Origin of the sequence: Streptomyces gelaticus (genome assembly GCF_014649535.1) — a bacterium.
Classification (GTDB): Bacteria; Actinomycetota; Actinomycetes; order Streptomycetales; family Streptomycetaceae; genus Streptomyces; species Streptomyces gelaticus.
Map to the genome: position 1 here is coordinate 32,987 of NZ_BMTF01000001.1, position 19,198 is coordinate 52,184.

Consider the following 19,198-nt stretch of genomic DNA (forward strand, 5'->3'; position numbering starts at 1 on the left):
GTGGGGGCGGGCCGCCCGAGGGGTCGAGCAGCCCACCCCACCCGGCGCCGTGGTCAGCGCCGGGCATATTCGCGGAAGCCGCGCCCCGTCTTGCGGCCGAGGCAGCCGGCGGCCACCAGGTGTTCGAGCAGCGGTGCCGGGGCCAGGCCCGGGTCTCGGAACTCGCTGTGCAGCACCTTCTCGATGGCCAGCGAGACATCGAGCCCGACGACGTCGAGCAGTTCGAACGGGCCCATCGGGTAGCCGCCACCCAGCTTCATCGCGGCGTCGATGTCGTCGAGGGTCGCGTAGTGCTCCTCGACCATCTTGATCGCGTTGTTGAGGTACGGGAACAGCAGCGCGTTCACGATGAAGCCGGCCCGGTCCCCGCAGTCCACCGGGTGCTTGCGGACCGTGCCGCAGACCTCGCGGACGGTGGCGTGGACATCGTCGGCGGTGAGCACCGTACGGACCACCTCGACCAGCTTCATCGCGGGCGCCGGGTTGAAGAAGTGCATCCCGATCACGTCCTGCGGGCGCGAGGTGGCCCGCGCGATCGCCACGACCGGCAGCGACGAGGTGGTGGTGGCGAGGACGGCGCCCGGCTTGCAGACCTTGTCCAGGGTCCCGAACAGCTGCTGCTTGACCGCCAGGTCCTCGGCGACGGCCTCCACCGCGAGATCGACATCGGCGAAGGCGTCCAGCGAACCGGCCGCGGTGATCCGGGCCAGGGCCCCGTCCCGCGCCTCGGCCGTCAGCCGCCCCTTGGCGACGGAACGCTCCAGCGACTTGGCGATCCGGGCCTTCGCGGTGTCCGCCTTCTCCTGGCTGCGGGCGGCGAGCACCACGTCGTACCCGGCCTTGGCGAAGACCTCGGCGATCCCCGAGGCCATCGTCCCGGAACCCGCGACACCCACCGAACGCACCGTGCGTCCGGCCACCGCCGTCCCGTCGGCGCTCGGGGTCAGCGCGTCCGGCACCACTCTCCGGCTGCCGGCCTCCTCGTACGTGTAGAAGCCGCGGCCCGACTTGCGGCCGGCCAGCCCCGCATCGCTCAGCTGCCGGAGCACCGGCGCCGGGGCGTGCAGCCGGTCCTGCGACTCGGCGTACATCGCCTCCAGGACGGTACGGGCGGTGTCGATCCCGATCAGGTCGAGCAGGGCGAGCGGGCCCATCGGCAGGCCGCAGCCGAGCTTCATCGCCGCGTCGATGTCCTCCCGGGAGGCGTAGTTGGCCTCGTACATCGCGGCGGCCTGGTTGAGGTACCCGAACAGCAGCCCGTCGGCGACGAAGCCCGGCCGGTCGCCGACCGCGACCGGCTCCTTGCCCAGGCTGCGGGCGAGCGCGGTGACGGCCTCGACGGCCGGCGGCGCGGTCAGCACCGAGGAGACCACCTGGACCAGCTTCATCGCGGGCGCCGGATTGAAGAAGTGCAGACCGAGCACGCGCTCGGGACGCAGCGATTCGGCGGCGAGCCGGGTCACCGACAGGGCGTTGGTGCCGGTCGCCAGGATCGTGGTGGGGGAGACGATCTCGTCGAGCTCCCGGAAGACCTGCTGCTTGATCTCGTACGACTCGGGCACGACCTCGATGACCAGCTCCGCCTCCGCGGCGGCCCGGAGATCGGCGAAGGTACGGAACCGGGCGAGGACATCGCCGCGCTCCTCCTCGGTGATCCGCTCGCGCCGCACGGCGCGGGCGGTCGAGGCCTCCAGGGCGGCGACGGCCTGGCGGGCGGCCGTGTCGCTGACGTCGATGCCGATGACCTCGTGGCCGGCGCGGGCCAGGACCTCGGCGATGCCGGTGCCCATGGTGCCGAGACCGACGACGGCAATGGTGCTGAGTGGGGTGTCCATCACGGGACTCCAGAGAATGAGTGACGACTGTGAGGGGGCACGGCGCGCGCTGAGAAGGAGAACCGGCGCGACACGTGCGGGAATGGCGTGTCGTGGTGCTCGGGCCGACGCGCCTTGAGCGCGCCCGGACCCGGAAGGGGCGACGGACTCTGTCCCGGAGTCACGTCTCGCAAAGCTGCCGAACCGACAAGCACTCCGGGTGGCTGCGTCACCAGGCCACTGGAGCGAGCGGGGATCGTGTCCCGCTCACATGAGATTAACTGCCCGGTAACGAGCGCGCCAGCCCCACGTCGCTGTGCGCCGGGCCACATTTCCCCCGCCCCTCGATACGCTCCGTTCCCGCCGATACGCTGACGGTCATGGACGAGGAGTTCCGGTCGCTGGCGGACCGGCTTGCTGACGAGGCGGACGCGGCGGGGGAGTCGGCGGCCTACCGCACACTGCTCGCCACCGAGGACGGGGAGGAGCTGGCCCGAGTCCTGGTGGAACCCGAACGCCCGCTCTGGGCCCGTGAGATGGCCGCCTTCCGGCTCGGCTGCGACGGGGACCGGCGCGCCTTCGAGGCACTGGTCCTGCTGCTCAACCACCGCGACCCGGAGCGCTGCGTCTCTGCCGCCCACGCCCTGGTGTGTCTCGGTGACCCCCGCACGCCCCGGGCCGCCGCGGCCCTCGCGACCAACACCCTGCGCACGGCGTACGCCCTGCACCCGGTGCGGCTGCTCACCGCGCTGCGGGCCACGGAGTCGGTGCCCGCGCTGATGAGCACCCTGGAACGGCTGCTCGCCCCGGGCGACCCGCACTGGCGGGTGGCGCTCGCCTGTGTGGAGGGGCTCGGGCAGCTGGGGGACGAACGGGCCCGCCCGCTGCTGGCGGCCGCTCTGCCGCACCCCAGGCTCGGCGGCGCGGCCCGCGACGCGCTCGGCCGGCTGGACGCGGTCTGAGGAAGCGCCCGGCTCAGGGGCCGGCGGGGCCGCCGAGGGTGCGCACGTACCGCACCTCGGGCACGAGCACACCGTCCGCCTCGAAGGACTCCTCGGCGCCGTCGGGACAAAAGCCCGCGCGCTCGTAGAAGCGGCGGGCCGGGGCGTTCTCCTTCAGCACCCACAGCGTCAGGCCCGTGAAGCCGTCCGCCGCGGCGCGGGCGAGCACCTCGGCCATCAGCGCACGGCCCGCCCCGGTCCCGATCTGCTCGGGCGCCACATAGAGCGCGTACAGCTCGCCCCGCGCGAGCCGCCCGCCGTTCTCGCGGCACGGGCCGTAGCAGGCCCAGCCGATCACCCCGGAGCCCGGCCGTTCGGCCACCATGTTCACGAGCGCGCTGCCCCTGGTGAGGGCCACCCGGCGCCGCGCCGTGTCCTCGGCGACGGTGAGGTCCATGTCGTCCAGGTACGACTGCGGCACCAGCCCCGCGTAAGCGGCCTGCCAGCCGCGCACCCGGAGCCGAGTCACCGCTTCGCAGTCGCCTGCCGTCATGTCCCGCACGCGTGTCCCGGCGGGTGTGGTCCGTGCCGTCATACGGGCCATCCTGGCGCATCCGTCAGGACGGCCCGTACGCGAGGCGGGCCCGGCCGGTCAGCCGCGGGAGCCGAGCAACCCGTGCAGGACGGCGCCCCTGCTGCCGGAAGCCGCCCCCGATGCCGACTTCGCCGCCGCGTCACCGGCCAGCGGCTGCGGGTCGGCGGACTTGGCACACACCGCGTCCGCGTCGGCCCGACCGCCCCCGCCGTGCGGGACGGTGCCCTGGGCGAGATAGTCCGCCAGATAGGTGTCCAGGCAGTCGTTGCCGCTCAGTGTGATGCCGTGGTTGCCGCCGCCCTGCTCGACGACCAGGCTGGAGCCGTGCAGCCTGCGGTGCATGGTGACGCCGCCCTCGTACGGGGTGGCCCCGTCGTCGGTGGCCTGGAAGAGCAGCACCGGCGGAAGCGCGCTGTTGGAGACGCGCACCGGATTGAGCGGTTCCACCGGCCAGTCGGCACACGGGGCGTTGTACCAGCTGTTGTTCCAGGTGAAGAAGGGCGCCTTGGCGTGCACACGCCCGCTGTCGCCGCGCCAGGTGTTCCACTGCCGGGGCCACTGGGCGTCGCGGCACTGCACGGCCGTGTAGACCGAGTACCCGTTGTCGCCCGCGGCGTCGACCGCGCCGAACCGCTTGTACGCCTTCACCAGCGCGTTCTGGTCGCCGTCGTTGGCGTACGCGGCGAACGCCTCGGCCAGATACGGCCAGTGCCCGTTGTAGTAGCCGCCCGGCAGGAAGGTGTCCTCCAGCTCGCTCGGCCCGATCATCCCGCCCGCGGGGTGCGCCTTGACGGCCGCACGCATCGCGTACCAGGCGCTCTCGACCTCCGCCGGGTCGGCGCCGAGCCGGTAGGTGGAGTCGTGCTTCGCCACCCAGGCGGCAAACGCCTTGTGGCGGGAGTCGAAGGCGTAGTCCTGGCCGATGTTGTCGTCGTACCAGACACCGTCCGGGTCGACGTTCGAGTCGAGGACGAAGCGCCGCACCCGCTCCGGGAACAGCTTGGCGTACACCGCGCCGAGGTAGGTGCCGTACGAGTACCCGAAGTAGTTGAGCTGCCGGGCGCCGGTGGCCCGGCGGATCACGTCGAGGTCCTTCGCGGTGCTGACCGTGTCCATGTGGGGCAGCAGATCCGGGTACTTGCGCCCGCACGCCTCGGCGAACGAACGGGCCCGGTTCCGGTTGGCCTGCTCGGCGCCGGGCGAGTCCGGCACCGAGTCGGGGCGCAGCGGGCCGAAGTACTTCGGTACGCAGTCCAGCGCCGGTCTGCTCCTGCCGACGCCGCGCGGGTCGAAGCCGATCACGTCGTACTGGGCGGCGATCGCCTTCGGCAGTGAGGACGCCACGAATCCGGCCATGGCCAGGCCGCTGCCCCCGGGGCCGCCCGGGTTGACGAGCAGAGGGCCCTGGAAGGTCTTCGCGGTGTGCGGGATGCGGGACAGCGCGAGGGTGATCCGCCGGCCCGACGGGTCGTCATGATCGAGCGGAGTACTGACCGATGAGCACTGAAGCCGCGGATAGGACTTGGTGGCGCAGTCGGTCCATTCGAGCTTCGCGGCGGCGGGCCGCGCGCCGTTGTCGGCAGTTGCCGGAGACGGTGCGGCGGTCACCAGACCGGCGACCGTCGCACCGACGGCGAACAGAATTCCTGGACGATTCGTCATATGGCCTCCCGTGGTGGGGGAAACACGGCTGCGCGTGGCGCAGCCCCCGCCGCATGCTCCCCGCATTCGCGCCAGGAAGGACCTGTTGTGCCAAGAGTTGACCCGTTTGCCCGCGTCGGTTCCGCCGGAGCCTCCGCGACGGTTCCGGCAGATCAGAGCAGGGTCAGCTGGGTGGGCCCGGGGTCGTCGAGCGGTGAGCGCTGTTCCTTCCGTGCGGGGAGCCGCCGGGCCGCGCCGGGGTGCGAGGGCCCGATGCCGAATTCGGCCGCCAACTCGTGGACGTACCGGGTGATGCGGCGCTGGTACCACTTCGGTGCGTAGGCCCCCTCGGCGTAGAGCCGTTCGTACCGCCGCACCAGATGGGGGTGATGGTTACCGAGCCACTGCATGTACCACTCCCGCGCGCCGGGCCGCAGATGGAGGACGAGCGGGGTCACCGAGGTCGCCCCGGCGGCGGCGATCGCGCGGACCGTTGCGCGCAGCTGGTCCGGGTGGTCGCCGAGGAACGGGATGACGGGGGCCATGAGTACGCCGCAGTCGATGCCGTTCTCGCTCAGGGTGCGGACGGCATCGAGGCGGCGCCCGGGCGAGGGGGTGCCGGGCTCGACGGTGCGCCACAGTGCGTCGTCGACGAAGCCGACCGAGACGGAGATGCCGACATCGGTGACCTCGGCGGCCTGCCGGAGCAGTTCCAGATCGCGCAGGATCAGCGTGCCCTTGGTCAGGATCGAGAAGGGGTTCGCATGGTCGCGCAGGGCCGAGATGATGCCGGGCATCAGGCGGTAACGTCCCTCGGCGCGCTGGTAGCAGTCGACGTTGGTACCCATCGCGATGTGGGCGCCGTGCCAGTGGCCGGACGCGAGTTGGCTGCGCAGCAGCTCCGGGGCGTTGGTCTTGACGACGATCTGGGAGTCGAAGCCGAGGCCGGTGTCGAGATCCAGATAGCTGTGGGTCTTGCGCGCGAAGCAGTAGACGCAGGCGTGCGAACAGCCTCTGTACGGATTGACGGTCCATTCGAACGGCATCCGTGATGCGCCCGGCACCCGGTTCACGATCGAGCGGGCCCGGACCTCGTGGAAGGTGATCCCCCGGAACTCGGGGGTGTCAAAGGTGCGCGTGGTCACCGCGTCGGCGGTGAAGAGCGCGCTGTTCCCGGTGGGGGCGGGGTTCTCGACCAGATTGTCCCAGCGCATGGACACCTCCTCGGTAGCACTGGACAGAGAATAGAACACTTGTTCCCTTGATCGTTTTCGCCCCTTCGTCCCGGCCCGGATTTTGAGCGGCGTGCCGGAGGTGGTTGGCTCAGCACACCCCCGAACAACCGAGTGCTGGAGGAACAGCCATGGCGCAGGTCGAGGCCACGACAGAGCGAGTCATCGCGGCGGACGCGGAGACGGTGTTCGACGCGCTGGCCGACTACCAGGAGGTCCGCGGCAGGGTGCTGCCCGGACAGTTCAGCGAGTACGAGGTGCGTGAGGGCGGTGACGGCGAGGGCACCCTCGTGCACTGGAAGCTCCAGGCCACCAGCAAGCGGGTGCGCGACTGTCTGCTGGAGGTCACCGAGCCCACCGACGGCCGGCTCGTGGAGAAGGACCGCAACTCCTCGATGGTCACCACTTGGACCGTCACCCCGGCCGGCGAGGGCAGGTCCAAGGCCGTCGTCTCGACCGTCTGGAACGGTGCCGGCGGCATCGGCGGCTTCTTCGAGAGGACCTTCGCGCCCAAGGGGCTGGGCCGGATCTACGACGAGCTGCTGCAGAACCTCGCCGCCGAGGTCGAGAAGTAGCCCGCCCCGCTCTTGACCGGCCTCACCGGTTCGGGTGGTTTTTCCGTCCCGCCAGTGGTGTGCCGTAGTGGCTCCCACCGGGAGCTAAGCCCCCGGAGTGCGCCGTCAGCGCCCCCCCGTCGCGTTTGCCCTCCCCAATTGCGCAATGGCAGAAATGGGCGGCGCAGACGCGACGAGGGGAGCGGCACGTGGTGGGTGGGATCACTCTGTTGGAGGAGGAGCCGGGCGGCACGGGGACCGCCCGGGCGGCCGCCGCCGCACCGCCGCCGCCACGCCCTGCCGAGGCGGAACCGGCACCGGCGGTACGCGGCGAGGCCCCTGCCCTGCCCGCCGCACCCGAGACCAGCCCCCGCCGCATCCGGCTGATCTTCCTCGGGCTGATGCTCACGCTGCTCCTCGCGGCACTCGACCAGATGATCGTCGCCACCGCGCTGCCGAAGATCGTCGGCGAGCTGCACGGCCTGGAGAAGATGTCCTGGGCCGTCACCGCGTATCTGCTCGCCTCCACGATCGGACTGCCGATCTACGGAAAGCTCGGCGACCTCTTCGGCCGCAAGGGCGTCTTCCAGTTCGCCATCGTCGTCTTCGTCATCGGCTCCGCGCTCGCCGGCTGGTCCCGCACCATGGACGAGCTGATCGCATTCCGCGCCGTCCAGGGCGTCGGCGGCGGCGGGCTGATGATCGGGGTCCAGGCGATCATCGCGGATGTCGTACCGCCCCGGGAACGCGGCCGGTTCATGGGGCTCATCGGCGCCGCCTTCGGCCTTGCGTCCGTGGCGGGCCCGCTGCTCGGCGGGTTCTTCACCGACCACGCCTCCTGGCGCTGGTGCTTCTACATCAACGTCCCCTTCGGGCTGGTCACGCTCGCCGTCATCACCGTCGTACTGAAACTCCCCAGGCCCACCGCCCGGCCCCGCCTCGACGTCCTCGGCGCGCTGCTGCTCGCGGCCGCCTCCACCTGCCTGGTGCTGCTGACCAGTTGGGGCGGTACGGAGTACGCATGGGGGTCGCGCACCATCCTGGGCCTGGGCGCCGGAGCCGCCGGAACGGCTCTGCTGTTCCTGGTCGTCGAGCACCGGGCGGCCGAACCCATCATTCCGCTGCGGCTGTTCCGGGACTCGATCTTCAACGTCACCGCGCTCGTCGGGGCGGTCGTCGGGGTGGGGCTGTTCGGCGCCGCCAGCTATCTGCCGACCTTCCTCCAGATGGTAGACGGCGCCACGGCCACCGAATCCGGACTGCTGATGCTCCCGATGATGGGCGGCATCGTCATCGCCTCCGTCGTCTCCGGCCAGTTGATCTCCCGCACCGGCCGCTACCGCATCCACCCGATCATCGGCGGCGCGGTCTCGGTGGTCGGGATGTGGCTGCTCTCCCGCCTGGAAACCGACACCCCGCGCATCGAGTACAGCGTCGCCCAGGCCGTGCTCGGCATCGGGATCGGGCTGATCATGCCGGTGCTGGTGCTCGCCGTGCAGAATTCCGTCCAGCCCGCCGACATCGGCTCCGCCACCAGTGCCAACAACTACTTCCGGCAGATCGGCGGCAGCGTCGGCGCAGCCGTCTTCGGGACGCTCTTCGCGGGCCGCCTCGCGGACGCGCTCGCCGTCCGTCTGCCCTCCGGTGCCGACCTCCCCGACCCCGAGTCGATCACTCCGCAACTGGTCCACGCGATGGATCCCGCGCTGCGCGACAGTTATGTCCAGGCGTACGCCGACGCGATGCCGCGGATCTTTCTCTACCTCGTGCCGGTGCTCGCGCTCGGCCTGTTCTTCGCCTTCTTCCTCAAGGAGAAACCGCTGGTGTCCCACCACAGCCCCGAAAGCGCCGCCGAGTCCGTGACCGTGCCGGCCGCCCGCACCACGACGACCACCGAGGCCGCCGTGCCGCCGCCCGTCTATCTGTCGGGCGTGCCGGTGTGCGGCAGCGTCCAGCACCCCGACGGTACGAAGGTGCCGCGTGCCGCCCTCACTCTCATCGACGTCCAGGGCCAGCAGGTCGGACGGGGCGCGAGCGGCGACGACGGGCGGTACGCGCTGAGTGTGCCCGGCGCCGGTTCGTACGTCCTCATCGCCGCGGCCGGCGGCCACCAGCCGCAGGCCGTCAGCGTCACCGTCGGCGAACGGCCCGTCGAGCTCGATGTGGTGCTCGGTGGGGCCGGGCGTCTCGCCGGGACCGTCCTGACCGCCGACGGCATCCCGGTGTGCGACGCCGCCGTCACCCTCACCGATGTCCGCGGTGAAGTCGTCGCCTCCACCCGCAGCGGCCGCGAAGGCGGCTATGTGATCACGGAGTTGGTGGCGGGCGAGTACACCCTCGCCGCCAGCGCCCCCGCCTTCCGGCCCGCCGCGCTGCCGGTGAGCGTGCAGGCGGCCAGGGAGACCCGGCAGGACATCGAACTCGCCGGCGGCGCAGTGCTGCGCGGTGTCGTACGGGCGACCGGTGGCCGGCCCGTCGAGGACGCCCGGGTCACCCTCCTGGACGCGGCGGGCAATGTGGTCGACACCCTCACCACCGGGCCCGACGGGGCCTTCCGGTTCGTGGACCTGTCCACCGGCGAGTACACGGTGATCGCGGCCGGGTACCCGCCGGTCGCCACCGTCCTCCAGGTCGCGGGCGGCGGACGCACCGAGCGGGATCTCCAACTGGGGCACGAGGACTGACCGTTGGACAGGCGGTGGTCCGGCCGGACCACCGCCTGTGCCGGACCGCTCGGTGCGCTTCCCGGTGCGCGGGCGCATCACCCGGGGCGATCGGGCCGATGACCGGCGGGTGCCGGACACGGAGTCGTACCGTGGAGACACGAACCGCGGAACGTCGCGGTGGGGAAGGAGCCCTCCATCCATGGATCCCGATGTGCCGACGCAGCGGACGCCACCGCCGTCCGACGTCGTGGCGGGTCGCGTGCCGCCGGCCGTCGTGGTGGTCGACGCGGACGGGCTCGTCTCCCACTGGTCGAGCGGCGCGAGACGGCTCTTCGGTGTCACCAGACAGTCGGCGGTCGGTAGCCCCGCAGATGAACTCCTGCCCATTTACGGGGTGTTGAGTCGGATGAAGGAGGACGGAACAGGATTCGGTCCCGAGCTCGACGGTGCGCCGGGCAGGTCCTTCTCCTGCCCGATGGCGGGCCGGGCCCGGGTCGACACACCGGAACGCGGCCGGATCGACGTCCTGTGGTGGGCCTATCCGCTGGTCCGCCCCGGTGCCGAGCGGCTCCTGGTGCTCGCCGCGGACGCCGGCCGGCTGGGCGAGGGTGGCCGGGGCGACGGCCCGCGCGCCGGGACGGTCGCCCCCGCCTTCGCGCCTCACACCGACTTCCCCGACTACCGGGAACTGATGGGCCGGCTGCCCGGGACCCTGCCCGGCATGAGTGTCGGCGAGGTGACCGGAATCGTCGCCCAGGTCATCGCACTCGGCTACCCCGTCCTGGAGTTCAGTCATCGCAGCCAGGTCCCGGTCGCCCCCGACCGGGGTGTGCCGCGACGCGCCTCCCGGCACCGGGCCCGGGGCCCGCGCTGATCCACCACCGCTCCCTGCTGATCGTCCGCTAGAGGCCCGCGACGTGGTCCGACCCTGCCCGGGCTCGTCCGGCATCTCGCCGAGGTCGAACGGTCGTGGTTCCGGAGGGTGTTGAAGGACGAGGTGGTGCGGATGCACTGGCCGGGGCCGAAGCCCGGTGAGTTCGCCGAGTTCGAGGTGGCCGACGCCGATCCCGAGGAGGCGTTCAGGATCTGGCACGAGGAGTGCGCACGCTCCCGGGCCGCCGTCGAAGCCGCCGAGTCCCTGGACATCACCAGGAGTTACGGCGACGAGGTCTCGCTGCGTTACATCCTCACGCACATGATCGAGGAGTACGCCACAACGGCCAGGCGGACCTGTTCCGGGAGCGTATCGACGGCGTCACCGGCGAGTAGCCGGACCGCGCCCGGGGCCCGGTCGTGGCGGTCCGGTCAGGGCCGGTCCGCCGCCGGTGTCCGCGCCCCGGGCCGCTCGCCGTAGCGGTGGGCCCACGGCAGGGCCTCCTCCAGCTGGGCCGACACGCCGAGCAGGAGATCCTCGCGGCCCCATCCGGCCGTGAGCGAGACTCCGAGCGGCAGGCCCTGCGAACTCCAGCCCAGCGGAAGGCTGATGGCCGGGAACCCGGTGGCGTTCGCCAGGACGGTATTGCCCGTGAACGCGGTCATCGCGGCCAGCTCCGCCGCCGGGTCCGCGTCGTTGCGGAGCCGTCCGACGGGCGTCGGCGGGGTCGTCACGGTCGGGGTGATCACCACGTCCGCGTCCGCGTAGTCGAGTGTCCAGGCGCGGGCGCGGGCCTGCACGACACCGATCGAGGCGGCCAGCTCCGCTGCGGTCAACTCCTGTGAGCGAGAACGGAGATGACGGACGATCGGGCGCAGTGCCGATCCGTCGAACGCCATGGTCCGGGACCCGGCCAGTGCGGTGAACATCACCCTGAAGCCGTCGGTGAGCTCGGGGTCCGGTGCCTGGTCCCGGGCGAACACCGCATGGCCCAGCCCGGCCAGCGTACGGGCGGTGAGCTCGGCGGCGGCGGCCACCTCGGGATCCACCGAGGAGCCCGACACCGACCCCTGGGCGAGCGCGATCCGGAGCCGCGGCACGGGTGCGTCGCACGCGCGCTCGTAGCTGTCGACCCGGGGCGGATGCACGGTGCCGGCGCCGGTACGGGTGGTCAGCGCGTCCAGGAACGCGGCGGTGTCGCGGACCGTCCGGGCCAGCGGGCCCCGCACGGAGAGCCCCATCCCGTCGTTGCCGGCCGGGCCCGCGGTGACGAGTCCGCGGCTGGGCTTCAGCCCGACCACCCCGCAGGCGCTCGCGGGGGAGCGCACCGAACCGGCGGTGTCGCTGCCCTGTGCGATCGGCACCAGCAGCGCGCCGACCGCCGCGGCCGCGCCGCCACTGCTGCCGGCCGCGCTGCGGGCCGGGTCGAAGGGGCTGCGCGCCGGGGCGGACACCTCGGGCTCGGTGTAGCAGGCCGCCCCGAACTCGGGAACGGTGGTCTTGCCGAGGCTGATCAGCCCGGCGTCGGCCATGACCTCGACGATCTCGTCGTTGTGCCCGGGGATCCAGTCACCGAAAAGTGCGGAGCCCAGCGTGGTGCGCACGCCCGCGGTGGCCTCCAGGTCCTTGATCGCGGTGGGTACGCCGAACAGGCGCGGCAGGCCGGCGCGGTCCGCCGAGCGCAGGACGCGTTCGGCTTCGGCCGCCGCGGTGCGGGCCGGGCCGGCCGACACCGTGGTGAACGCCCCCACCCGGTCGCCGTCCCCGATCCGGGCCAGCAGATGATCCACCACCTCGGTCGGGCTCGTCTCACCGCGCCCGTAGGCGGCGGCCAGTTGAAGAGCGGTGAGGTCGTGCAACTCCGTCATGGACGCTCCCATTGCTGTTTCGTTACGCGTATCGATATGGTGCGGGCATGGTGGTCGAGAAAGCAAGCACTCCCAAGAACGGCCGTCCCCGGGCGGTGACGCTCGACGCGATCCTGGACGCGGCGACCGAACTGGCCGACGACCAGGGGCTCGATGCGGTGAGCTTCCGTGCGCTGGCCGAACGGCTGGGCGTGTCACCGATGGCGATCCACCGCACGACGGGCGGCATCGACGCGCTCCAGCACGCGCTGGTGTCCCGGATCGTCGGCGAGGTGACCCGGTCGGTGGACTGGCCGAAGGACTGGCAGGGCATCGTCCGGCTCTTCGCGGACACGCTCCACGACCTGCTCATGCGGCACCCCGTCATCCTTGAGGCGCACCGCCGCTCCTCGCTCGTCGGGCCCGGCGCAGACGACGTCGCGTACCGGGTCGTGGCGGCGCTGCGCAGTGCCGGGCTCGACGAGGAGGCCGCGGCGTACGCGTACGGCACCCTGCACGACTTCGTCACCGGCCATGTGGCGATCCGCCTCGGCCGCGGCGACCTGGAACTGCACCACCTCCCGCCGGAACGCCGGGCAGCCTCGGTGTTCGCGGACCACCACGACTACGACCGCCGGTTCTCCTTCGGCCTCGACTTCGTCATCGGCGGGATCGCCGCCGCTGCCGCCACCCCCGTATCCCCCGAGGAGCAGAGATGACCCCCTCCCCGCCGGACCACCCGGAGACGGACCACCCGGAGACGGACCTGCCGCGGACACACCGCCTGACCTCCCCGAACGGGCGCCGCATCGCGTACTGCTCCTACGGCGACCCCGCCGCCCCGCCCGTGATCGTGCTCCACGGCACTCCCGGCAGCCGCTACGAGGGCCTCGCGCTGCGGGAGGCGGCGACGGACGCGGGCCTGCATCTGGTCTTCCCGGACCGGCCGGGGTACGGCGAGACCGACCCCGTACCAGGTCGCGGCTTCCACCGCTGGAACGACGACTTCGTGGCCCTGCTCGACCACCTCGGCCACGAACGGGCCACCCTCGTGGCGATCTCGGGCGGCGGCGGGTACGCGCTCTCGGCGGCCCAGCAGCACCCCGGGCGGGTCACGCGGCTGATCCTCGCGTGCGCCGCCGTCCCCGGCGCCCCCCGCGCGGCGTACGCGCGCCGGATCCCGCTGGTCAAGTTGCTGAACCGGATGGTCGTCTGGGCCCCGGCGATCGCCCGGCCGATGCTCGCCGGGAAGGGGATCTTCAAGAAGGCCAGGCGCGAGCCGAACCTCGACGCCTGGCCCCGCTCCGACCGGCTGATCATGAGCACCCCCGCCTTCCGGGCGCTGTCCGACGTGGACACCGCGGAGGGCCAGCGCCAGGGCGTGGACGCGGTCATCACCGATCTCGCCGGATACTCCCGCCCGCTCCCGGAGCCGCTGGGCTCGGTCTGCGTACCGACTCTGTTCCTCCACGGCGAGGCGGACGGCAACGTCCCCGTCGAGGTGGCGCGCTGGGCGCACGCGCAGATCCCCGGCGCCGAACTGCGCACCGTCCCCGAGGGCGGTCACCTGTTCCTGCTCGCGGACCCGGAGCCGCTCCTGCGGGAACTGACCTGAGCGGTGAGCCCGGTCGTGTGAGGATGGCCGGCATGACGTGGACGGCACCTCGCATCGAACGTACGACGGCCGACGGCGACCAGCTGAACGTCCCGAGCGACGCGGACGAGCGGGTCATGCTGGAGGGCTGGCTCCGCTGGCACCGGGAGACGCTGCTCACCAAGTGCGCCGGGCTGACCCCGGCACAGCTCGCCCGCACCACCGCCGAGCCCTCCGGCCTTACTCTCCTCGGCCTGGTGCGGCACATGGCGGAGATCGAACGCTGGTGGTTCCGCCGGAGCTTCGCGGGTGAGCCGATCGGCGATGTCTTCACCGGTCCGGGCGACGGCGACGAGGGCATCGAAGGCGTCGAAGCCGCGCACGCCGAGCGCGACTTCGCCGCCTTCCGCGCCGAGATCGAGGCGTGCGGGGCCGCCGTGGCGGGGCGCGGCCTCGACGAGACCTTCGCGTACGCCTCCCGCGGTCGGATCGTCAGCCTGCGATGGGTGTACCTGGTGATGATCCAGGAGTACGCCCGCCACAACGGCCACGCGGACCTGCTGCGCGAGCGGACCGACGGCGCCACGGGTGACTACCCCGCACCGGAATGACACCGGCCGGCCCCCCGTCGGGGGACCGGCCGCTCCTCGTCGGCGAGGCGTACGGACGTACGGCGCCACGCTTCAGCGGGTGTCCGCCTCGGCCGGATAGACGGCCGCGAAGGCGGACCGGAAGAGGGCGTCGACCTCCTGGCCGCTGAGCCCCTGCACCCGTGCCTGGTCCAGCCACTCGGCGAGCGCAGTGCGCAAGGGCGAGTCGGCGTCCGCCTGGGGCGGGACGAGCGAGCGGGTGATGAAGGTGCCCGCCCCCTGCCGGACCTCGGCGAGGCCGGCCCGCTCCAGCTCGCGGTACGCCTTGAGGGTGGTGTTCGGGTTGACCTTGGTCTCGGCCGCGACCTGAGCGGCCGTGGGCAGCCTGTCACCCTCCTCCAGGGCGCCCATGCGCAGCGCCTGTTCGACCTGACGCACGATCTGGAGGTACGTCGCCACTCCGCTGCGCCGGTCGATCCGGAACACGACCACTGCCTTCACCTCCCGTGCGACTGCCGAAACCCTACGTACCTGCGGCGGCAGGCCCTAGAGGGGGCGACGGGACACCCGCCACAGGACGAACGCGGTGAGTACGGCGGTACCCGCGAGCAGGATGCCCGCCCCGGTCCACTGCATGGCCGGCATCTGGTCGACACCGAGGTACTCGTAGACATTGTTGACGATGCCGTGCTCCTTGACGCACGCGTCGGAGGCCGCCTCGGTCTGCTCGGCGCACAGGCCCCAGCCGTAGAGATGGCCGTCGGCGGAACCGATCCAGCGGTCCACCTCGAGCGATTCGTTCAGCCGCGAGGGCATGTCCGCTTCGAGCGGGTAGGTGATCGTGCGGGTCGGGGCGAGGTGGGCGATCATCTCGCTCCAGAAGACCCCGACGGCTGCGGCGAAGATGAACGTGATCGCCATTGACATGAGGGTGCGGCGGGCCAGCACACCGATGGTGATGCCGGCGGCGGTCAGGAAGAGACAGAGCGCGGGGAGCATCGGACCGGTGCTGTCGAACACCGACCCGTCCGACCACGAGCTGGAGAACACCGAGCGGTAGGGCTTCCACCACCAGGTGAACAGCGCAGAGAGCACCGCGGCGGTCACGAGCACCGCCCCGTAGATCCAGGCGAACTTCGTCGCCACCCAGCGCAGGCGTGACACCGACTGGGTGGTGACCAGCTGCGCGGTGCCCTGCTCCTGATCCCCCGCGATCAGCGGGGCGCCGACGAAGACGGCGAGGATCAGCGGCAGTCCGCCCAGCGCGGCCATGACGAGACCGGCACCGCCCCCGTCGTAGGTCGGCTGCGTCAGTTCCTTCCCCGGCCAGCCCGCGGCGTCCAGGAAGTCCTTCATCCGGCTGCGCTCGTAGACGATCCAGATCGAGCCGAGGACCGTCACGGCGAGCAGGCTGAGCAGCGCGGCCCGGTGCTGGCGCACCACGAGCCAGCTCAGCCCGCGCAGCATACGGGGCCCCGGGGTGCGCCCGGTCCGGGGCGCTTCGGTCGGGGTGGTGGTCATGAGGTGTGGCTCCCTTCGGCCTCGGTGCGGGCACCGGGTGTGAACAACGGGGGCACGTCCGGCGAGCGGAGGTGCGCCAGCAGTACCTCTTCCAGGCTGGGTTCGGAGACCACCCAGTCACCGGACAGGGGGCCGTTCGTCCGCACCAGAGCGTGGAACTGCCGGCCCTGGACGCGGTACTCGACCACGGTGTGCGGGGCCAGCGCGGCGGCCGGGTCCCCGCCCGGGGCGAGCCCGGTCACCAGCGCGTGGGCCGGGAGGAGCGCGTCCGCGTCGCCCGCCATCCGGATCCTGCCGCCCGCGAGGACGAGCAGGTAGTCGCACATGTCCTCCAGCTCGGTGAGCATGTGGGAGGACATCAGCACCGTGGTGCCGCGCTCCACGGCCTCCGACATCAGCAGCGTGCTCATGTCGTGGCGGGCCAGCGGGTCGAGGTCGGACATCGGCTCGTCGAGCAGTAGCAGGTCGGGCCGCTTGCCGAAGGCCAGCGCGAACGCGACGCGGGTGCGCTGCCCCCCGGAGAGGGTGCCCACGCGGGCGTCCATCGGGACCTGGCCCGACCGCACGATCCGCTCCGCCGCGGCCATGTCCCAGCCGGGGTTGAGCTCGGCGCCCATGCGCAGCGTCTCGGCCACGGTGAACCGCTTGAACAGCGGCTTGTCCTGCCCGAGGAAGGCGAACCTGGGCATCACCTCGGGGTCGTCCACGGGCACACCGAAGACCCGGAGGCCGCCTTCCGTGGGCTGCACCTGGCGGGTCGCGATCCCCAGCAGGGTGCTCTTCCCGGCTCCGTTGGGGCCGACGAGACCGCAGATCCGGCCGGCCGGCAACCGGAACGAGATGTCCTGCAGCGCCCAGCCGCGGCCGTAGCGCTTACCCAGGCCGAGGGCCTCCAGGGCCCAGGCGCCGGACGCGCCGTCCGGAGTGAATGCGTCTGCCATGCACTTCGCCTCAATTCCATTAGTCAATTAATGGAATCATGGTCTGGGGTGCGGGAAAGTGTCAAGGAGCGCCGGGCGGGCCGCCGCGCGCATGTCCGTGATGCACCTGTTGGGGGCGTGCGTCGCACTCTCTTCGGAGGACTGGACCATTGAACGTCCCTGTGGCTCTGGCCTGGCGGTTCGCGGGCGCGTACCGTGGCCCGGCATGAAGATCCTGATCAGCGCGGACATGGAAGGCGCCACCGGTGTGACCTGGCCGGCCGACGTACTGCCGGGCACGGCCCAATGGGAGCGGTGCCGTGCCATGTTCACCTCCGACGTGAACGCGGCGGCGCTCGGCTTCTACGACGGCGGTGCGGACGAGGTCCTCGTCAACGAGGCCCACTGGTCCATGCGCAACCTCCTGCTGGAGCGGCTCGACGACCGGGTCCAGATGCTCACCGGCCGGCACAAGTCCCTCTCCATGGTCGAGGGCATCCAGCACGGCGACGTCGACGCCATCGCCTTCGTCGGCTACCACACGGGCGCCGGCGCGGAGGGGGTCCTCGCCCACACCTATCTGGCGAACTCCATCACCGGGGTCTGGCTCAACGGCGCCCGCGCGAGCGAGGGACTGCTCAACGCGCATGTCGTGGCCGAGTACGGGGTGCCCGTCGTCCTCGTCACCGGCGACGACCTGACCTGCGTGGACGCGGAGGGTTACGCCCCCCGGGCCCGCAAGGTCGCTGTCAAGGACTATGTGTCGCGGTACGCGGCGGTCTGCCGCACCCCGGCCCGTACCGCCGCCGACATCCGCGCCGCCGCGAAGGAAGCCACCGCGCTCGCCGTGCGCCACGCACCGGTGGAGGGCGGCCCCTTCACCGTGGAGCTGGAGTTCGACGCCGAGCACCTGGCCCAGGCGGCCACCGTCGTCCCCGGCGTGGCGCCCAGCGGCGAACGGCGCGTCGCCTACACCAGCGCGACGATGTACGAAGGTATCCGCACGTTCAAGGCGGTCACGACGATCGTGTCGTCCGCCGTGGAGGAGCAGTATGGCTGAGGCGACCGGTCCCCAGGACAGCGTCGACCAGCAGGCGCTCGACGAATCGGTGACGTTCACCTCCGAACTGATCCGGATCGACACCACCAACCGCGGCGGCGGCGACTGCCGCGAACGCCCGGCCGCCGAGTACGTCGCCGAGCGGCTGGCCGCCGTCGGACTGGAACCCACCCTGCTGGAGCGGACCCCCGGACGCACCAATGTGGTCGCCCGGATTCCCGGCACCGACCCGTCCGCCGACGCCCTGCTCGTCCACGGCCATCTCGACGTGGTCCCGGCCGAGGCGGCCGACTGGAGCGTCCACCCCTTCTCCGGCGAGGTCCGCGACGGGGTCGTCTGGGGGCGCGGCGCCATCGACATGAAGAACATGGACGCGATGGTCCTGGCCGTCGTACGCGCCTGGGCACGGGCCGGGGTCCGGCCCCGCCGCGACATCGTGATCGCGTACACCGCCGACGAGGAGGCCAGCGCCGACGACGGCTCCGGCTTCCTCGCCGACCGGCACGCCGAGCTCTTCGAAGGCTGCACGGAGGGCATCAGCGAATCCGGCGCCTTCACCTTCCACGCCGGACCCGGCATGCCGCTCTACCCGATCGCCGCCGGCGAGCGCGGCACGGCCTGGCTGAAGCTCACCGCGCACGGCAAGGCCGGACACGGCTCCAAGGTCAACAAGGCCAACGCGGTCAGCGCGCTCGCCGCCGCCGTCGCCCGGATCGGCGAGCACCAATGGCCCGTCCGGCTCACCCCGACGGTCCGCGCCGCGCTCACCGAGCTCGCCGCCCTGCACGGCCTCCGCCCCGACCTCGACGCCCCCGGCTTCGACGTCGACGAACTGCTCGGCAAGCTCGGCCGCGCCGCCGACCTGGTCGCACCGACCGTTCGCAACAGCTCCAACCCGACGATGCTGGAGGCCGGGTACAAGGTCAATGTCATCCCCGGCCACGCCACCGCCTTCATCGACGGCCGGATGGTGCCGGGCGGCGAGGACGAGTTCCAGGCCACCCTCGACCGGCTGACCGGCCCCGACGTCGAATGGGAGTTCCACCACCGCGAGGTCCCGCTCCAGGCCCCGGTCGACTCGCCGACGTTCGCCAAGCTGCGCGCCGCGATCGAACGCTTCGACCCGGCCGGCCATGTCGTGCCGTACTGCATGTCGGGCGGTACCGACGCCAAGCAGTTCTCCCGGCTCGGCATCACCGGCTACGGCTTCTCACCGCTGAAACTGCCCGTCGGCTTCGACTACCAGGCACTGTTCCACGGCGTCGACGAACGCGTCCCCGTCGAGGCCCTGCACTTCGGCGTCCGCGTCCTCGACCACTATCTGCGCACTGCCTGACGCAACAGGGGGA

At 71.9% G+C, this 19,198-nt stretch carries 17 protein-coding genes and 1 pseudogene; 10 read left to right on the forward strand and 8 right to left on the reverse strand.

What is annotated here, in order from left to right; translation table 11 throughout:
- Window positions 1-53 precede the first annotated feature (53 nt).
- Window positions 54-1,835, reverse strand: a complete 1,782-nt coding sequence (locus IE107_RS00185) for a 3-hydroxyacyl-CoA dehydrogenase family protein (protein WP_189539666.1) — start codon at window positions 1,833-1,835, stop codon at window positions 54-56.
- Window positions 1,836-2,194: 359 nt separating this feature from the next.
- Between IE107_RS00185 and IE107_RS00190 the strand changes: the two genes are divergently transcribed.
- Window positions 2,195-2,776, forward strand: a complete 582-nt coding sequence (locus tag IE107_RS00190; protein ID WP_189539668.1) for an adenylosuccinate lyase — start codon at window positions 2,195-2,197, stop codon at window positions 2,774-2,776.
- A 13-nt stretch (window positions 2,777-2,789) separates the two neighbouring features.
- Here IE107_RS00190 and IE107_RS00195 read toward each other — a convergent pair whose 3' ends face one another.
- The 3 genes from IE107_RS00195 to IE107_RS00205 all read right to left on the reverse strand — a co-directional run bounded on the left by IE107_RS00195 (window position 2,790) and on the right by IE107_RS00205 (window position 6,205).
- Window positions 2,790-3,350 (reverse strand): GNAT family N-acetyltransferase, encoded by a 561-nt coding sequence (locus tag IE107_RS00195; protein ID WP_229866624.1) that lies wholly within the window; start codon window positions 3,348-3,350, stop codon window positions 2,790-2,792.
- 57 nt (window positions 3,351-3,407) lie between these two features.
- Window positions 3,408-5,012: an alpha/beta hydrolase gene (locus tag IE107_RS00200; RefSeq protein WP_189539672.1), complete on the reverse strand. Its 1,605-nt coding sequence runs from the start codon at window positions 5,010-5,012 to the stop codon at window positions 3,408-3,410.
- Window positions 5,013-5,164: 152 nt separating this feature from the next.
- Window positions 5,165-6,205, reverse strand: coding sequence for an Rv2578c family radical SAM protein (locus IE107_RS00205; RefSeq protein WP_189539674.1), 1,041 nt, complete (start codon window positions 6,203-6,205; stop codon window positions 5,165-5,167).
- Between the two features lie 149 nt (window positions 6,206-6,354).
- On the opposite strand from IE107_RS00205, the gene IE107_RS00210 reads away from it, so the two are divergent.
- The 4 genes and pseudogenes from IE107_RS00210 to IE107_RS00225 all read left to right on the forward strand — a co-directional run.
- A complete protein-coding gene (locus tag IE107_RS00210; RefSeq protein ID WP_189539676.1) occupies window positions 6,355-6,798 on the forward strand; it encodes an SRPBCC family protein in 444 nt (147 codons plus the stop codon).
- Window positions 6,799-6,986: 188 nt separating this feature from the next.
- On the forward strand, window positions 6,987-9,461 hold the full coding sequence (locus IE107_RS00215; RefSeq protein ID WP_189539678.1) for an MFS transporter: 2,475 nt from the start codon (window positions 6,987-6,989) through the stop codon (window positions 9,459-9,461).
- A 181-nt stretch (window positions 9,462-9,642) separates the two neighbouring features.
- Window positions 9,643-10,317: a PAS domain-containing protein gene (locus tag IE107_RS00220; RefSeq protein ID WP_189539680.1), complete on the forward strand. Its 675-nt coding sequence runs from the start codon at window positions 9,643-9,645 to the stop codon at window positions 10,315-10,317.
- A gap of 51 nt (window positions 10,318-10,368) precedes the next feature.
- A pseudogene (locus IE107_RS00225) lies at window positions 10,369-10,712 on the forward strand (mycothiol transferase); the annotation flags it as partial.
- A gap of 36 nt (window positions 10,713-10,748) precedes the next feature.
- Here IE107_RS00225 and IE107_RS00230 read toward each other — a convergent pair.
- A complete protein-coding gene (locus IE107_RS00230; protein ID WP_189539683.1) occupies window positions 10,749-12,185 on the reverse strand; it encodes an amidase in 1,437 nt (478 codons plus the stop codon).
- A 47-nt stretch (window positions 12,186-12,232) separates the two neighbouring features.
- On the opposite strand from IE107_RS00230, the gene IE107_RS00235 reads away from it, so the two are divergent.
- The 3 genes from IE107_RS00235 to IE107_RS00245 are packed head-to-tail and all read left to right on the forward strand — an operon-like array spanning window position 12,233 to window position 14,369.
- Complete coding sequence (locus IE107_RS00235) at window positions 12,233-12,883, forward strand: TetR/AcrR family transcriptional regulator (RefSeq protein WP_189539685.1); 651 nt, start codon at window positions 12,233-12,235, stop codon at window positions 12,881-12,883.
- On the forward strand, window positions 12,880-13,779 hold the full coding sequence (locus IE107_RS00240) for an alpha/beta fold hydrolase (protein WP_189539687.1): 900 nt from the start codon (window positions 12,880-12,882) through the stop codon (window positions 13,777-13,779). Before IE107_RS00235 ends, IE107_RS00240 begins: the two co-directional genes overlap by 4 nt.
- A gap of 32 nt (window positions 13,780-13,811) precedes the next feature.
- Window positions 13,812-14,369, forward strand: a complete 558-nt coding sequence (locus IE107_RS00245; RefSeq protein ID WP_189539690.1) for a DinB family protein — start codon at window positions 13,812-13,814, stop codon at window positions 14,367-14,369.
- 72 nt (window positions 14,370-14,441) lie between these two features.
- On the opposite strand, the gene IE107_RS00250 is transcribed toward IE107_RS00245, so the two are convergent.
- Genes IE107_RS00250 through IE107_RS00260 form a run of 3 tightly spaced genes read right to left on the reverse strand, consistent with a single transcriptional unit; the run spans window position 14,442 to window position 16,810 of the window.
- Window positions 14,442-14,849, reverse strand: a complete 408-nt coding sequence (locus tag IE107_RS00250; RefSeq protein ID WP_189539692.1) for a GntR family transcriptional regulator — start codon at window positions 14,847-14,849, stop codon at window positions 14,442-14,444.
- A gap of 45 nt (window positions 14,850-14,894) precedes the next feature.
- Entirely contained in the window at window positions 14,895-15,869 is a 975-nt protein-coding gene (locus tag IE107_RS00255; protein ID WP_189539693.1) for an ABC-2 membrane transporter-related protein, read from the reverse strand.
- Window positions 15,866-16,810: an ABC transporter ATP-binding protein gene (locus tag IE107_RS00260; RefSeq protein ID WP_189539694.1), complete on the reverse strand. Its 945-nt coding sequence runs from the start codon at window positions 16,808-16,810 to the stop codon at window positions 15,866-15,868. The genes IE107_RS00255 and IE107_RS00260 overlap by 4 nt, the downstream gene beginning before the upstream one ends.
- A 205-nt stretch (window positions 16,811-17,015) precedes the next feature.
- Between IE107_RS00260 and IE107_RS00265 the strand changes: the two genes are divergently transcribed.
- Together IE107_RS00265 and IE107_RS00270 are read left to right on the forward strand one after the other, a co-directional pair.
- On the forward strand, window positions 17,016-17,849 hold the full coding sequence (locus IE107_RS00265; protein ID WP_189539695.1) for a M55 family metallopeptidase: 834 nt from the start codon (window positions 17,016-17,018) through the stop codon (window positions 17,847-17,849).
- Window positions 17,842-19,185 carry a M20/M25/M40 family metallo-hydrolase gene (locus tag IE107_RS00270; RefSeq protein ID WP_189539697.1) on the forward strand — a complete coding sequence of 448 codons (1,344 nt, stop codon included), beginning with the start codon at window positions 17,842-17,844 and terminating at the stop codon, window positions 19,183-19,185. Before IE107_RS00265 ends, IE107_RS00270 begins: the two co-directional genes overlap by 8 nt.
- Window positions 19,186-19,198: the final 13 nt, after the last annotated feature.

Coding starts and splice junctions, on each gene's coding strand:
- IE107_RS00265 (WP_189539695.1), top strand. CDS start 17,016: ATGAAGATCCTGATCAGCGCGGACATGGAAGGCGCCACCGGTGTGACC.
- IE107_RS00205 (WP_189539674.1), bottom strand. CDS start 6,205: ATGCGCTGGGACAATCTGGTCGAGAACCCCGCCCCCACCGGGAACAGC.
- IE107_RS00230 (WP_189539683.1), bottom strand. CDS start 12,185: ATGACGGAGTTGCACGACCTCACCGCTCTTCAACTGGCCGCCGCCTAC.
- IE107_RS00210 (WP_189539676.1), top strand. CDS start 6,355: ATGGCGCAGGTCGAGGCCACGACAGAGCGAGTCATCGCGGCGGACGCG.
- IE107_RS00190 (WP_189539668.1), top strand. CDS start 2,195: ATGGACGAGGAGTTCCGGTCGCTGGCGGACCGGCTTGCTGACGAGGCG.
- IE107_RS00195 (WP_229866624.1), bottom strand. CDS start 3,350: ATGACGGCACGGACCACACCCGCCGGGACACGCGTGCGGGACATGACG.
- IE107_RS00220 (WP_189539680.1), top strand. CDS start 9,643: ATGGATCCCGATGTGCCGACGCAGCGGACGCCACCGCCGTCCGACGTC.
- IE107_RS00260 (WP_189539694.1), bottom strand. CDS start 16,810: ATGGCAGACGCATTCACTCCGGACGGCGCGTCCGGCGCCTGGGCCCTG.
- IE107_RS00235 (WP_189539685.1), top strand. CDS start 12,233: ATGGTGGTCGAGAAAGCAAGCACTCCCAAGAACGGCCGTCCCCGGGCG.
- IE107_RS00270 (WP_189539697.1), top strand. CDS start 17,842: ATGGCTGAGGCGACCGGTCCCCAGGACAGCGTCGACCAGCAGGCGCTC.
- IE107_RS00240 (WP_189539687.1), top strand. CDS start 12,880: ATGACCCCCTCCCCGCCGGACCACCCGGAGACGGACCACCCGGAGACG.
- IE107_RS00255 (WP_189539693.1), bottom strand. CDS start 15,869: ATGACCACCACCCCGACCGAAGCGCCCCGGACCGGGCGCACCCCGGGG.
- IE107_RS00245 (WP_189539690.1), top strand. CDS start 13,812: ATGACGTGGACGGCACCTCGCATCGAACGTACGACGGCCGACGGCGAC.
- IE107_RS00185 (WP_189539666.1), bottom strand. CDS start 1,835: ATGGACACCCCACTCAGCACCATTGCCGTCGTCGGTCTCGGCACCATG.
- IE107_RS00200 (WP_189539672.1), bottom strand. CDS start 5,012: ATGACGAATCGTCCAGGAATTCTGTTCGCCGTCGGTGCGACGGTCGCC.